General features: G+C 41.6%; 8 protein-coding genes. 2 read left to right on the plus strand and 6 right to left on the minus strand.

Annotated features, from left to right (window positions below):
* Positions 1-7: 7 nt before the first annotated feature.
* Positions 8-2,071, minus strand: a complete 2,064-nt coding sequence (brxL, locus tag GSO_RS09965; RefSeq protein ID WP_010491687.1) for a protease Lon-related BREX system protein BrxL — start codon at positions 2,069-2,071, stop codon at positions 8-10.
* Positions 2,061-4,580 (minus strand): BREX-1 system phosphatase PglZ type A, encoded by a 2,520-nt coding sequence (gene pglZ, locus GSO_RS09970; protein ID WP_010491689.1) that lies wholly within the window; start codon positions 4,578-4,580, stop codon positions 2,061-2,063. The genes brxL and pglZ overlap by 11 nt, the downstream gene beginning before the upstream one ends.
* 80 nt (positions 4,581-4,660) lie before the next feature.
* Between pglZ and pglX (GSO_RS09975) the strand changes: the two genes are divergently transcribed.
* On the plus strand, positions 4,661-6,871 hold the full coding sequence (gene pglX / locus GSO_RS09975) for a BREX-1 system adenine-specific DNA-methyltransferase PglX (RefSeq protein ID WP_155807532.1): 2,211 nt from the start codon (positions 4,661-4,663) through the stop codon (positions 6,869-6,871).
* Positions 6,864-7,946: a site-specific integrase gene (locus tag GSO_RS09980; RefSeq protein WP_010491694.1), complete on the plus strand. Its 1,083-nt coding sequence runs from the start codon at positions 6,864-6,866 to the stop codon at positions 7,944-7,946. The genes pglX (GSO_RS09975) and GSO_RS09980 overlap by 8 nt, the downstream gene beginning before the upstream one ends.
* Before the next feature lie 59 nt (positions 7,947-8,005).
* On the opposite strand, the gene pglX (GSO_RS09985) is transcribed toward GSO_RS09980, so the two are convergent.
* The 4 genes from pglX (GSO_RS09985) to GSO_RS10000 are packed head-to-tail and all read right to left on the minus strand — an operon-like array spanning position 8,006 to position 16,470.
* Positions 8,006-11,563 carry a BREX-1 system adenine-specific DNA-methyltransferase PglX gene (pglX, locus tag GSO_RS09985; protein ID WP_010491695.1) on the minus strand — a complete coding sequence of 1,186 codons (3,558 nt, stop codon included), beginning with the start codon at positions 11,561-11,563 and terminating at the stop codon, positions 8,006-8,008.
* A 30-nt stretch (positions 11,564-11,593) separates the two neighbouring features.
* Positions 11,594-15,238, minus strand: coding sequence for a BREX system P-loop protein BrxC (gene brxC, locus GSO_RS09990; RefSeq protein WP_010491697.1), 3,645 nt, complete (start codon positions 15,236-15,238; stop codon positions 11,594-11,596).
* 57 nt (positions 15,239-15,295) lie between these two features.
* The gene (locus GSO_RS09995) at positions 15,296-15,874 is read right to left on the minus strand and encodes a DUF1788 domain-containing protein (RefSeq protein ID WP_010491699.1); all 579 of its coding nucleotides are present in this window, start codon (positions 15,872-15,874) and stop codon (positions 15,296-15,298) included.
* Complete coding sequence (locus GSO_RS10000; RefSeq protein ID WP_010491701.1) at positions 15,871-16,470, minus strand: DUF1819 family protein; 600 nt, start codon at positions 16,468-16,470, stop codon at positions 15,871-15,873. Before GSO_RS10000 ends, GSO_RS09995 begins: the two co-directional genes overlap by 4 nt.
* Positions 16,471-16,508 lie beyond the last annotated feature (38 nt).

Genomic DNA, 16,508 nt, shown 5'->3' on the forward strand with positions numbered 1-16,508 from the left:
CAGTGTCTCAGTTTGCGCCTAAAGCTTTAAACGCTGCGTCTTCAACCGAACTATAAAAATTCAAATTAAACGAACTCATTAGATCTGCAGGTACCGCGCTGATCTCAGAAGCAGACGATGTTGGAATCAAAACACGTTTTGCGCCGCTATCCTGTGCCACTTGTAAAACATCTGGCAAGTTGTCAATACGAGAAATCGTTCCTCCTATTGTAAAATCGCCCAAGATCACAAGTTGATCAAGCGTTGGCCGTCCCAAAGCAATCGAAACCAAAGCAACAAACGTAGCCAAAGAAATATGACTTGATGGCACTGTATTATTTAAGTTCGTTTCGCTGACTACGAAGTCGCGGGCTTCAGCTGCAATGCGTTGATCAATGGATTTATAGTTGGCCTTCAGGTACTTAAATGCTGTATCCATCGCTTCTTTAGCCTTCCCACTTGAACCAACACCAGTCTTACTAAGCTTGCCACTACCAGGAACCACTTGCGTTTCAAGTTTGATCAGGCTAAGTCGCTCACTATCATCATATGCCACAGTATAAACGTGCCCAGGATTTTCTTGTCCCACAGGAATTAGTGAACTCGACCCTGACTCAGGCACTGAAACGAATTTCTCCTCAAACGTCTCTTTGTCTATATACGAAAAATTGACGTCATAAAACTCCATGCCACCAATCCGCTTTAATTGCTCTTTAACTCGACGGCGCATTTCTAAAGCAAATTCAAGAACTTTGGCAACCTCGGCCTTATTAAATATACCATTCGGATAAAGTAACTTGATCATTCCAGATACTGTTTTGCGAACAGCGATCACATCACGTTGATTAAGCTGTTTGCCGAAGTTAAAGTATGGATCGATTGCATCTCCATACGAAGTCTTACGCAATTCGCGCATCACTTCGGAAAAGTAATCCGTTATAAATCCAAATCCCTTTGTAAAAAATTCTGGCCTGTACTTTGGGATCTCCCAACCGGGTAAATAGTTGTGAATCCGATCAAGAAAAGCCGTATCAGTACCCATCACTTCTGGAAATGGCTCAAACAAGTTTGACGTGCGCAGCAAGACATCCACACTTTGGTTAATATTTCCAACAAATACCATGCTTGCGGATGCTTGAATTTGATCGCGGCCACGCGCAAAAGACCCTGACGCCATATAGTCTTTCATAATCTGTACGCCATCGTTGTCTTTAAACTTAATCCCTGCCACTTCGTCAAAAGCGACAACATCCCACATGCCAACTAAGCCAACTTCACGGCGAGCCATATTGTAAAAAAGATTAGCAACCGTCGTTTGGCCTCCTGATACTAAAATCGAATCAGGTGATAGCTCTTTGTACACATGTGATTTACCAGTTCCGCGAGGTCCCAATTCAACAAAGTTATAGTTATTTTCGACAAACGGAATTAGTCGCGATAACAATAACCACTTTTCGCGTTCTGTAAATTGTGTCGGCTCCATGCCGGTAGTTCTCAACAATACATCCAGCCATTCATCGGTCGTAAATGCTTTGCGACCTTCATAAACCTCTTTCATATCGACAAACGGCACTTGAATTGGCGTCAATTTTTCAATTGTAAAGTGGTCTTCATTATCGTGCTGATACTCCACGCGCACAATTGACCAAATACCGCCAATTAAAAGCCGCTCATAATCCTGAACATAACGTTCATCAACGGGTACGTTCGTTAGTCCTAGGTTACTGAAGAAAGCTTCATAACGGTCTGCGCGTTCATTCAACTGCACTGTCAACTTGTCTATAACAGTGTATGCTCCGTTTTCACGAATCTTAGATTTAACCATCTCAGCTTCATCAGGGCGAACATAATTATGCGCCAAAGTTTTCTTAACCCGCTCAACACCATCTTCGATCAGTTGTGGATCTGACGAATTGGCGTATTGTCCCAGTAAAAACTCCAACACATAAATCGGAACATTAGCACCTTCTTTAATTCGTTGGGTAAGATCTTTTCGCACAAAACGTCCCGGAAAGCTTTGTTCTAACTTAGCAACAGTCGGATCAACTTGAGGGTCAGCCTGACTACGATCATTATGCTCATCAGATGTCAAAATCAAACCCTCCTCCGACCGTCAAATCCATTTGATATTGAATACGGTCTATTTCTCCAGAATCAACGTTTTCAACCACCAAGAAGTACTCTTGTGAACGATCAAATTCCTTGTCCATCAACGGGATTCGGCCTGTGATTCTACGTTCCTCAATATTTTTTTCCTTGTAATCGGCAACAACCTGTATTTCGCCCGAAATATGATTGCCTTTATCATCTTCAAAGAACATTTTAAAGGTTGCCGGTTTTACTAAATCACTGATCGCATCTTTTTGAACAAAATTGACGATAACTTCACGCGTTGTAATTCGACGCACCGGTGTAACCAGCGTTAATTCAGCATAACTAGCCTGGGAACGACCGCGTCTGGCACGGACATCAAGCACAGGAATAATCATCTCTTGCGGAGAACAACCGCCATGTACATAGTTTTGTCCTGCTCCTGGCACTGTGAACACGTTGCCGTTTTCAGGGTAAAAGACGGATCGAGTATCATCGGTGTCAAGAATGTCTCCTAGCTTGGCCTGCCCAACACCAATCTCATTTAGTTCACCTTGCCCGATTGCATATCGGAGATTCTTCACTTCAAAAACCATATCGGTTGGAAGATTAATCTTGTCCGTAGAATCAAGCGGCTTCCGTCGATAAATAAACCCGTGATCAGCCGTCACGATAATGTGGGCAACCGAAATGTTCCGTAGCCGATCAATACCGCGCTGCAGTTCCGAAATCGCATCGCTAACCGCTCGGAACACTTTCGCCTCTGATGCTGGCTTGTCACCAACTGCATCAATTGTGTTGTGATAGAAATAAATGACCTTTTTACCGGCAATAAACTGTTTTTGTGCCTCGGACGACCATGACAAGAATGTATCCAATCCCTCCGCGTCACTTGCTGGTTCAGCTTGCTGAAGAATAGCCCTGCGGAGCTTAAGATTGGTAGCTGGTTTCTCATCGACTAGTAGTTCCTGGCCAGTGGTATATCTCAATTGATGATTGGGCAATAACTGGGGCATACCAAAATAGGTCACTGAAGGCAACCCAGTAATCGCACTCTGCATTGAGGGGGTGTACAAATCTTGTTGATCAAGTCGACGTTGAAGTTCTTTCGCAGCCTCAAACCTAAATGCATCCGAAATGATAACCACAATGCGATCCTTTTGGTTTGAAACAAAATTCGAGTAGAAGTCCCTCTGCTGATACTGCGGTGGAACCAGTCGTGGTTCGTACACTTTTGTCCAGTTAGAAATGATTGGTACAAGTCGATTATTGTTATAAACGCGCTCAACTTGATCTGACAACTTGTCAAACATCGGTTGGAGATCCACTGGCAAATCATTTCTCGCCTTGTTGTAGCGTCGATATGCCATATCGATTTTATAACCATTCTCCGTATACTGGCTCAACTGTTCGAGCACACTTGCTGGTTCGGTATCAGGTGTAAACTGCTCGCTGAGAATTAAGCAAGCATCCCCTATCATGTCATCCGCGACCTGATACTGTTTGCCAAAATGCATGGTCGTCCGCTTCTGAGCGATATCGTTCAAGGACAGCTGCCCAAGCATTTCACCAGTATTGCCAGCAACTAGCTCTTTGTTAAGCCACTGCAAAATCCGTTTATCAATTTGCGGAAAAGCGTCCACTTTAATTAAACGAGTCGGGTCAATTTGTCCAAAGATTCGATCACCGTTCAACTTTTGCCAAACCATCTCAGCCGCCCAAGCATACTTTTCCTGCAAGTCAGCTCGTTGTCGCCAATTAAGCATAAATGAACTGACATTAGTGAGGTTCGCTAATTTATAATTTGCAAAATTCTTTGGCAAATCGGTATCCAGCTGAAAATAGGCAAAGTTCAAGAACATAGCCGCCAAGAGCTGATTTAACTGATGTTTACCAGTATACCCGTAGGCGGCACTAATAAACTGCCAGAACTCCTCTTGCAAGTCGTACTTATCAAACTCATCCAGTAAGACATTCTGGTTATCAGTTTGCGCGGCAATAACTGCCAGAAGAATGGAAGTCAACTGAATATCTGTTGTCTTTGCTAATGCCGCCATTGCAACTTGATAAGGATTCTTACCGGGCTGATTCAATTGTTTAAACCGTGCAACTCGCTCTTTATTGTTAAAGAACTTAGCCTGATCACGAACAAATTCACGCTGACTATCTGGTAAGCCAAGTTCCTTTTGCAACATCGCAGCAGCATCTGCCGTAAACTCCTGGTTATACAGTTCCATGTCGGTTAAGAAATCTAACGAAATCTCGGGTTTCGAATACGGTGAATAAACCAATGCGCGCTTCCCAGCTTTCTCAAGGTCAATCAAGTGCAGTTTTGTCTTCACCTGTTCACGATGATTTAACACGACAATTGGTTCACGAATCTTTTCCCTAAGTTCGTCCAAGTTGTCGGTAAAGTCCCCATTTGCGTCGTACCAGAACACAAAATGCGTCATGTCATTGAACAGTTTCTCAATACCAGCCACAACATCTTGCAAACCAACTTCAGCCATATTTCCTCCTGCTAAATACCAATCATTCTCAATGTTTACTTGCAATAAGTATAACGAAGCACATCACTAAATACCACAAGATGACTGTTCTTTTGTTCACTCCAAACTATAATCAGAGCGTCATCAAGAACCTGGTAACGATGATTTCTGAGGAGGATTTCGACGTATCCAAGGAGGGGCAGGTCGAAATTATTGGGTGGTTGTATCAGTATTACAATAGTGAACCAAAGGACGAGGCATTCAAAAAGAAGAAGTACGACTCTTCCGAGATTCCAGCCGTTACGCAACTTTTTACGCCTGACTGGATCGTTAAATATCTAGTTGAAAATTCTCTCGGACGATACTGGATCCGAGTCTTACATGCTCGAGGAGATAAGCGATCCGCTTCAGAAATAGCTTCTAATTTTGCCTGGAAATACTTCATGCCCGAAGCTAAGCAGGAACAAGACTTGGCACAACCAGAATTTGCCGAAAAAAAAGTCGAGGCTATTACGTTTGATGATCCAGCAATGGGATCAGGTCACATACTGATCTATGCCTTTGAAGTTTTCTTACAGATTTATGAATCGGAAGGTTACTCACGTCGAGACGCTGCCAAAAGCGTAGTAGAGAACAATCTTCATGGTTTTGACATTGATCGTCGGGCATTTCAGCTTACCTACTTTGCGGTCATGATGAAGTTCCGTGCTGAGAATCGTCGTGCTCTAAGATTAGATTTGCGACCAAACGTTTTTGAGGTGCCAACAACCGGTCTGACATTAGCCGACTTTGGTATTGAGAAAGATACAAACAAGCAAATAACTAAAAATCTAGCTGAGCTACTGGCAAATTTTAAAAATGCAAAAGAATTAGGCTCACTTCTAGATTTTTCGACAGTTCAACTAAACGACGAATTAATTAATTCGATTGTTAGTACTAAAAGAGTAGGACAATTATCTTTTGATGAGTCTCAGAGCTTGGAACATCACAATGAGCTTTCTAAGCTAATTGCTGTGGGCACAGCATTACAGAATCGCTACGTGATAAATGTTACGAATCCTCCCTATATGGGATCTGGAAAGATGCCATCCATATTATCAAGGTTTGTAAGTAAACACTATCCAGCAAGTAAATCAGATTTATTTGCAGCCTTTATTGAACGTCTTCATGGTATGACAGATGAAGATGGGCTGTTTGCGATGATCACACAACATCAATGGATGTTTCTCTCCAGCTTCAAGGCGCTTCGTGAACGCATGATGAATTGGCCAATTATTAACATGGCACACCTTGGCACACGAGCGTTTGAAGAAATTGGCGGTGAAGTGGTACAAACCACGGCATTTGTTATACAGAAGCATCCTGAAAGTGAATACGTTGGCACTTATGAACGCTTGGTCAACTTTGATTCTCAGTCAAAGAAACAAAAGGCGTATCTTGAAGCGGTCAAGACTCCTTCTCTTAACTATGTTTATCGTACTAATCAAACGAATTTTGAGAAGATTCCGGGAAGCCCTATTGCTTATTGGGCAAGTAAAAATCTAATTATTGATTTTGAAAAAGGTGTTAATTTAGATACGATTGTTGACCCTAAGGCGGGGCTTACGACAGGGGATAATGCTCTATTTCTTCGGCAGTGGTTTGAAGTTAGTTCTGAGAACATTTTTTTTAATGCTCACTCAAATGAAGAAGCCACTAAATCAAGTGCCAGGTGGTTCCCCTACAACAAAGGAGGTTCCTACAGAAAATGGAGCGGAAATTATGATTTCGTAGTTGATTGGAAAAACAATGGAGTTGCAATTAGAAACTTTACCAGAGGAACAACACAAATCAAGTCTCGCGTTATGAGTTCTGATACGTATTTTCATTCAGCAATTACCTGGTCTCTCATAACAAGTGGCGGATTCAGCATCCGTTACCGTCGTTCAGGGAGTATTCATGATAGTGCTGGCAAAGAGGCTTTTGGATCGGAATCTAACTTACTTTTAGTTTTAGGGTTACTTAATTCAAAACTCGGAGACTATATTTTTAAGTTATTGAACCCGACAATAAATATGCAGATTGGCGATTTTAGAAACTTTCCAGTATTGAAAATAAACTCTCAATTGAATATATGTGGAATCATAAAACAAAATATTGAATTATCTGATTTGGATTGGAATGTTGATGAAACTTCATGGGATTTTTTAACAAACCCGTTAAGTGCTTCTATCGCTGAGCATAATCGAGCATCTCCGACAAAATCCTTGCATTTCAAAGTCATTTGTGACAAATATGTGCCAACTATGCAAGGAGGTTGTATTAATGGTTAGTTATCAGAAACGCGGAAAGGTTTGGCAGTACGAAATATCTTACAAAGATCTTGACGGTACATACAAGAAACTGCGCAAATCCGGTTTCGCGCTTAAGGCTGATGCAGAATTAGCTGCAAGCCAGATAAAGTCGTCTTATATTGACGTGAAGCAGTTTAAAGCAGGTAATATAACATTGGCGGATTATTTCGAACGCTGGATTCATCTGTATAAACAAGGAGCGGTCACTAAAGTTACGTATATCAAGTATGAGAACACACTCAACCACATCCATCGCTTATTCGGATCTCTCCTACTTCGAGACATCACGCGCTCTATATATCAAGAACGGCTAAACGCCTTTGCAAAAAGCCACGCTCCGAGGACTGTTGCCGCTCTTCATAAACAGATTAGATCAGCTATCCTTGATGCGATTGATGAGAAAGTTCTCCAGTTAGATCCAACAAGAAAGGCCATTATATCCGGAAGAATTATTCCACAACAAAGACGAGCACTGGATTATAAAGAATGGTTAACCCTGGTTCACCATTTAGACACAGCAGTCCCTAGTCAAATGATTATCTACCTCGCCGCGGTGACAGGTCTCCGCTTCGCAGAAATACTCGGCCTCACTCCACGAGATATAGTTTTTCAAAAAGGAGAATTGACAGTCAACAAAACGTGGGACTACAAATATCAGTCGGGTTTCAAGAAAACCAAAAATAGAGCCTCCAACCGAACAATCCTTTTAGATACAAAGTCACTGGAACATCTTCGTGACTTTATTACCACCAATTGGCAACCGTCTCCTGATACGCCACTTTTCATACACAACAACAAGGCCCCTGTTAGTGCGGAAATTAATAAAGAATTGTCCCATAAGCTAAAGTCTTTAAACCTTCCTCGAATCACCTTCCACGGTTTACGACACACCCACGCGTCTATTCTGCTTTACCAAGGTGTCAGCGTTCTCTCCGTTTCAAAGCGTTTAGGCCACAGCAACATCACAACTACACAGTCCACTTATCTACACGTAATCAAAGAACTAGAGAACAAGGACAATGATAAGATCCTATCAATTTTAGAAGAAATATAAATTGGCACATTTCTTGGCACAACAAAGGCGATCGCACACCACGCGATCGCCTTTGTTGGTCATTTAATTGGTGTCAGAATTTTAGTTCCTGCTTGAAGTTTCTCGTGGTTTACCAACACGCCATCATCTAGATCCAAATCTATATTTAGATTTGCTACGTGCTGAAGCTGCTCATCATACTTCACTAATTCTGTCATCTGTTTTGTCAGTTTACTGATTTGCTTCTTATAAGCATTTTTCTGGCGAGTCTCTTTTTCCTTCTCTGCAAAGTTTTGAAGCTGTTCGAGACGCTGCTTATATGCTTCTTGCAGCGGATGTAAATACTTCGTCCGAATCATCGCCATCGTCCCAGTATTATACCGATGCAGGTACATTAAGCCAACAAATCCGCCGTTTCTTCCAGAATTTAATTCCCAATAAATTGGTCGTTTCTGGTAAGTTGAAAGATGATCCTTTTGGTAGAAGTCATCTCGAATGTATGAACGGATTTGTTCTTCTGGTGTACTACCTCGCTTGCCCAAAGCATTAGCAATAAACTTCATGTTTTCAGCCAAATGCTCTTCGCCAAAAGTCGTGGTCAAGAACTCTTTGAATCTGTTAATAATGTCCCGCGAATCACCAAAGTAATCTTCATCAGTTAACAAAATAAAGTCATCGGCACTGGGCTTAAACGTTTCATACTTAGTAGAATCCCACGACCCTCCTGCAAAAGCGAGGCCTGGTGTGTCGATCGAATAACGCCCAAAGACACAGCCAATGAAGTAAGAAATAAATGCTTTAATATCCCGCGTCAAGTCTGCTTTGCGAACAGATACCTCTTTATCGTCTTCTTCAGGAGACAACTCGTCCTGCAAACCATAGAGATCGATAAAGATGCGATTTAGCTCCTCTTCGTTTGACTTCAGCTGGTTAAAACGATCTTCTGCTTCTCGCTTCCACTGATTGAACGCAGCTTCAACTGTCCAATTTCGATTATGCTCAGCGATACATGAAACTAACAGATCCCATTTAAATCCCCAAGATCTTTCATCTAAATTCCAATCGACATGGCAAAGAACAATATTTTGTCTAACCTTCTCGGTTATATTCGGTTCTTGTGCGGACCTTGAAACAGGTAGATTTAAAAAATATCCTGATTTCATATGGATCGTTGGGTTTAAGATTGACAGGAGATAATTTCCAACCGTAGAATTCGCAAACCCCATTAAATAGCGGTCGGATATATTCTTCTGCTTTGAAAAAGCGGATAAAGCATTGCTTTCGAATAGCATTCCTGGCAAGAGGAGTCGCATGCTGAATTTTCCGCTAGTAATGTCAGACCAAGTAAATCCAGAATGGAAATAGAATTGTTCATTTGGTACAATTGCTTTTTGTTTTGATGCCCCAAGATGTTGCTTGATCTCATTACCATTGTTTTCCCAATTAATGACATATTCTAAATTACCGAACCATTTTCTGTACGGTCCCCCCTTTGAAATAGGAGCCCACTTTTTTGAAGTGCGAGCGAAATCTATTGCATCGCATGCATTAAATTTTATATTTTGAAAAGAAACTTCATACCATCTTCTGAGAAAACGCAGGTTATTGCCAGTTTGAATACCAACTCCGGCAAAAAGAAAATCACTAATTGACGGAGAATTCTGAAATTTTTCAAATACATTTTCTGGCACCCAATAAGCAACTGGGCTTCCCGGAATCTTTTCAAAATTCGTTTGATTAGTACGATAAACATACGAAACTGACGGATCTTCAATGGCCTTTTTAACATACTGCCGTTGTATTTCCATGCCGCCCTTAAAATCTGAGAGTTTTAGGTAAGTCCCCGTAAAATTATGGCTCTGAGAATTTCTGACAACAAAAGTGTTGATCGGAACAGTCGCCTCTTCAAACGCAGAATACTCCATTTGTATTAAGCTTGATATTTGTTGATTTTCGAGAATGTTGCGACGCAAGGATTCATAAGTCTTTATAAACATCCAAACGAAAGGTGTCATGAATGCCGCATATCCGTTTTGTTTCGTCATGTTGATATTTTTCCAGATAAATACTGAAAAGAGATCACCTGAGTATGGCTTGTAGTACTTCTTCACAAACTTTTTGAGATCGCCATTCATTCGGTTCAAGTAAGGGGGATTAGTCGCAACTACGTCAAACTTAGTCTGAAGAACACTTGCTATGGAGACCATTTGACCTAGGGCCTTTTTTGCTTGATGAATACCAAAGACATCTAATCCAGTATTCTCTGGTAATGTATCAATAGCTTGCCGAATTGCTACAAGGTCATAATTCTTTTCGAAATGCATAATTGAACCTAACAACTTGCCCTCTTTGAAAGTCTGAATAAGATCACGAATATCGGCAATCGTTTCAGAGTTTCCTTTAAGCTCTGCAAATACATCTTCCGGTATTTTCTGCATATTCTCAAAGACGTTTAAATGATGTTGAATTGGTTTGCGCAATATTCGGCGGTTGTATTGCCGAGCTTTCATCATGAGCGCAAAGTAAGCCAACTGGTAAGCACGCTTGTCAATTTCCAGACCGTACAAGTTATGTGCCAAAATCATGGCTGCAGCTTCGCGATTACTGTAACCTTGCTCGTCATACATTTTGATCAGTAAATCAAAAGCATAGACCAAGATGTGTCCAGAACCCATCGCGTCATCAAGAACTTTCAAATCGGCTAAATCTAAGGGCTTATCAGTGCGTTCAATAGGTCCTGGCAAAAGATATTTCAAATCGTCCTTAATTGGCGAGTTTGGATAATGCTCTAAATAAAGCTTTCCCAGAGAATTATCAATCATGTAACGAACTACCCAATCAGTGGTAAATAATTGTGTTGCTGCTGGAATGTCACTAGTTTTGACCGGGCCGCCATTGATGTTCACAACCTGATCGTGTGGCTCACTATTGTAATACTGATACAACCACCCAATAATCTCGACCTGACCTTCCTTGGACACATCGAAATCCTCCTCAGAAATCATCGTTACCAGGTTCTTGATGACGCTCTGATTATAGTTTGGAGTGAACAATAATTGCATGAAGTCATCCGTTTTTTCGAACAACTCCGGCAAGTTTTTGTGTAAAGCATTCGCTTGCTTAGTGAACAGCATTGCATATGCACTGTCCATATCTTTAGGTAGCTCAGTTTCCTGTGCCTTTCTAATCAGGTTGCGTTCGTCAGGCGTATAGCCTCCGAGCGCGTCCTCAGCATCAAATGCGTCCCGAAGAATGTCTGGTTCATTGCGGTGTGTTTCTGAAGAAAGCACACGAACACCACTAGGTAAATACCCATTAACTTCCATGAATCGAATTGCAATAATCCGGTTAAACCATGTATAGGCAACCTCTTCGGTGAGATCTTTAATTGCATCTTTCAGACTCTTGTCTTTGGCCATCGCAGTTAGACGATTGACCAAAGCTTGGCGCCGTTTGATGTCTTCCCCAATAACGGGCGGCACATCCGGACCGTAGAATTCAATTTGGCTGGTTGATCTTTCTTCCTTCGCGGCAATACCAGACTCCGTAATGCCGAGATTGCGGAGACGCAGAGAAATGTCAGTGATTAATTCTCGACGAGCTTCAACCGCGAACTTGTTAATGGCTTTTTTATCCATTTGTATCCTCTCTGATTTAACAAAACGGCATCAATCTATTTCCAATTTAATAACTTGATTCTGCTCGCTTGATAGTTTTGCCTCTAATCTTTGTTTGAAAAGGGCTGCGATCTTCTCTATATCCTCGGAATCTTCAAGTTTATAGTCGCCCGGATCAAGTAACTGACGCATTTTAACAATTCTCTCTGCCTTTTTAACTTGGACTTTTGGCGTCACCAGTTCAGGATTTGTGCCTTCCCCAGAATCGTCCGACTTAGGCTTAACTACCGGTGGTTTAACAGCCAGTTTAGCTGTCATGTCGGCAATGCGGCCAGTAAGCTGTTCCAATTGTGATCGGGCCTGAGCAGGCTTTACCGCTAGTGCATTAATTGTAGTGGCATCTTGACCTTCCTTAGCAATTCGGTCAATGACCATCACGAATTCCTGTTTCAATTTTTCTTGGGTCGTAGCTTCTAAACCCGAATCTGACAACCGATCCAACCCGCGTTTCTTAAGTTCTTCGATCTCGGCCAAGTATTTAGCTGCTTCCTTATCAAATGCTTGAATAAACAATTCATTGAATTGAGCGCGCAGTTCTTTAATCGATGGAACCGTTTCCTTGCGCAACTTCTGCGATTTTAGGGCAGTTTCCAATTGCTTTGCTATTTCCTTCAAATCACCGTCACTCAAAAAGTCACGAGATTGTTGGTAATTACGAACTGCTTCTAGTCCCTGTTCCCAGATCTCTCTCTGGGGAATGGAAAAGTAAAAGTCTCGGATACCATCATCAATATAATCTTCATGCCAGTCTTCCAACCTGTCAGCATTTTTAAACACATAATCATAGAAAACACTGGCGTCATTAATCGTCACTAAGTCTTTTGACATCCGTATCCCAGTTTGTAACAAAACATGGCCTGGGAAGCGCTGATCAAGATTCTCAAAATCCTGAAGATTCTTTAGGTCACTCTGAATTTTAGCTTTTAGTTCGCTAGCCATCTGTTCTTCATTGTCTGAGTCAAAGGTCTTCTTATCAAAAACCTCCGCAGCGACTTCACGCATCTTCTTAATCTTATTAGCTGGGATCTCCGGTCGAACTTGGAATGCAAGATTGGTTCGTTTCTGCTTTTTGGTAAAGAACTCGGTCATTGCTTTGGAAGAAATCCCATCGCTCAAAGTATTTATCGGCGATCCATTAAAGAACATCTTTAACTTGCCATCTGTCACCAGCTTTGCTAGCAACCATTCGATGTCTTCTTCGGTGTAACCATATGGGATGCCACGGAATTTAGCCAAGATACTCGTCATGGTTACATGGGTGTTATTCTGATTCTCTTGAATTAGCCAGTCAGTCAAAGCATCCAGCGCCTGACGGTTGTCGCCTTCATCGATTGATAAACGATCCGGATCAAATAAGTCTTGGATATCTTTTTCAGACTTGGCGGCGTTGATATAATCAAGCTTCCGATAGTTATTGTCAATCAGTAACTTCATCGCAGCGTCTAGCCGATTCTTGAAGCTGGCTTCGGATTCAATTTTTCGACCGCCAACATAAACGTCAGCATCATCTAAAGCGTTAGTCATTTGAATATTTGCCTGCTTAAGTAATTGCACGCGCTCACCTTGACGGGCATCGACCATGATCTTGTATCGTTCATCTCGTCCCGTTGGATTAGTGTTAACAAAATGTTCAATCTTCAGGGCACGGCGAACTTGGTCAATGTAATCTGATGTAGCTGGTAACGCAACCAAAACAGCATTGCTTTCTATTCCAGAAGAAGCTTGCAAAAAATCCGTTTCATTTTGAAAATCACCGTCTAAGGGTGTAACCACATGAACGGTTAAAGGATTGCGATGTTGCACACTATCAACATTGTCAATCTTCTTGTCAAAGTTGAAGATATACCGGCCGTTCAATTTGGGATACGAGTATGCTCCGTTTAGGGCTGATTTTCCCTCAAACAGATAGTCACTAATCTGTCTGGAAATGTCACCACTCTCAATTTGCTGATTCTTGATATCGCGCGTAATGTCCTGCTCAGCATCAGTCAAGAACTCATAGGTCTTATCGCTCAGATTATTTTCCACGAATTCTTGATTCACCAAAATGGTAAGCGCATCGGATACGCGCTTTTTCAACACGACTCGATCTACATCTACTTTATCGATCATCAAGGTCGTAATGTTGTTCAAGGTTGCTTTGAATTTCTTGACATACTTCACCATAAACAAAACCTTGAGGATCTGTAGTGTAAATGGATTGTCCTCATGATCTGGGTTAACCTTCGCAGATTCACGGGCACGTTGAATCACGATCGCATGGGTATGATCAAGAAATTGATCTAGTCCTTCAAAGAAAAGACTGAATGGTGCCAAAACATTATCTTCAGATGTCATCATTGCTTCGGCGGATTCTTGGAACAACGACAACATTGAGCGTTCGCCTTCAGACAAATGCTTGCCTTCCGAGCCGTTTTCTCGAATAGCAGTTAACACGTCCTGCAATAAATCAAATTGATATGGAATAAATGGATAGTTTTGCGCAAAATCACGACCAGAATTGTACTTTGGCCGGCTAATGCCGTCGTCGAAATCAATGGCATTGTTGATAGATGCAGCATTCGCCTCGTATTTCGACTCTAACAGATTTTCTGCTGGTTCCGTCTTAGTTAAGAGCCGTTGCCGAATCACTTCGTCAACATTAGTTGAACTCATGGCAATTCTGGTTTTGAATCGCCCTTGAATTTTCGAGAAATCTTGTCCTGAAGCAATATCCGTTACTTTGTCGATCGCCTGTTGCGACGTGACAACGACCCACGCTTTACCATGTGTTTTTGTGCCAAGTTGTTCCACAATCGTTTGCAAGTTCAACATCCGCTGGACACTATCACCAATAAATTGGCCCACTTCATCAGCGAGGAAAATAACGCGATTACCAGTTTTTTTAGTATAAGCACTCACACAATCAGCAAACTCCTCGATACTGATTTCATAAGGTGTACTTAGCTGTTCAATGAAACCCTCTGCATTAGATTCACTTGCATAACCGCTAGCAACCATAGCCGCCTGAATAGTACCCTTATTAAAATAATAGGCATCGCGTAGTTCTTCCCAAGATTGATGTTTAGGATCAATAGAGCTTATCTGTTCCTTAAACGCATCAAATTTGCCCGCATCTGTTAGTTTTCGCTCCAACTCAGCGATCCAAAAATCAACATCAGTGAATCCCTGCATTTCGTTAAAGACCTGCATGAAGACTTTTAAAATGGACTGCTGATCAGTTCCGCTGTTGTCCTTAGCCTTAGCATCAATGTTGAACAAAATAACCTTATTTTTAGCAGCCGCTGCGGCATGCATATCGTTAAGCACCATCGGATCATTGATCTTGTCATCAAAAAAATCGACAGCTGGTTTTTGATTAACAGGACGATTCGACAAAATGTAAGAGATAATCTTTAAAAAATGTGATTTCCCAGAACCGAAGAAGCCTGAAATCCACACACCCATATCATCCGTTGGGCCATGCAAGCTCTCGTTGAAAGCACTGAAGAAATCAGCAAAATGGCGTTGTAACTCTTTTGTCACAACGTATTCTTCAAGCTCCTGTCTTACATTTGCGTCATCATCTTGATCAACTTTGATGACACCTTGAATATTTCGATCGATCGGTCGTTTGAACAATTCTTTAATTTCCATGCCCCATACCCCTTTTCTCTTTAACAATGTCCTTTTGATCTTTCAAGTTGACTTTAATTAACCAATTCGGAATGCTCGATAATAATTGTTATCTGACAATTTTCCAAAAATATTAAGATTTAAGCTGTTATATTTACCTGGAAAAAACATAACCACCGGTTGCTTATCAATGACCTGATTTAATGTGTTCAAAACGCGGTGAGATCTGATCAACGGGAAGACCTGACCCACCCCCGTTAAGAAAATAATGGTCGGAGAATCATTCCGAATCAAGTGCTCTTCTATATACTGAACGATCAGGTTATGTTCATGCCCCATCTTCAGAACATTATTTACTTGCCGAATGACCACGCTAATGCCGTCTTTTTTCTCCGCTTCTGACAGGCTATACCCCATCTGTTCAAATATAGTCATGACAATGTTTAACAAGTTGAAGACCTGGACGTTAGCTTTAATTGTCGCTGGTGTTGAGGTATTTGCAATGTTTTCCACCTCATTGCGGACTCGCAACTCATCTTTGGGATCATAGTCAAAAATATAAAAACCGACCTCGTTTGATAGTCCACGATTCTGTTGAAAAGCCGGATCCTTCAGCTTCTCACGAAATCGTTCAAATCGTTTATCCAATGCTGTCATACTTGTCTCCCTGTTAGTGCCTCGATATATTGCGTCATATCGTGTTGTTTTAGTAGCCGTTCGACTTGGGGATCTAAAACTGCTCGCTGCAACACAAGGTTTTCCTCCTTATGCTCCGCCAATCCACTGGCAACTAAATATTCACGTAACTTGTTCTTAAGCTTTTTTACTGTGACCGAACGCCAGTGGCTCGCTTCCGGATGCATCAAAGGTAAGTTTCTCATGTAAGTCCCGATCTCATATGGTTCCAGCTTTAAATCACCCATCACAAATTCTGTCTTAACCACAGTTAAAACGAAATCTTCAACTAACGCTGACATCTTCATGATGGCAACTAGATTAATTAACTTTTGATTGCTTAAGGTAAACTGGTCCAAATTCTTTGTGAAATCATCTGGTAATTCGTGGTAACGCCGGTGCATCGCAAGGCGCACATCGTTTTGTCGGTTTTTCGAAGACAGCTGGAACACGTTGTCTTCTATAATGGCCTGATCGACGTCATTCCAGGATTTCCCAGAGTTCAGCATTGATGCCGTTGCAACAAATTCCCTAAACCAAAAACCTTGAGACACAATACTAGCAGACAGTTTTTTCACAATGTGCCTCCTTTACCGTTAAAAGTAGAAACCGTTTC

This window comes from Lacticaseibacillus zeae DSM 20178 = KCTC 3804, from assembly GCF_000260435.1.
Taxonomy (GTDB): domain Bacteria; phylum Bacillota; class Bacilli; order Lactobacillales; family Lactobacillaceae; genus Lacticaseibacillus; species Lacticaseibacillus zeae.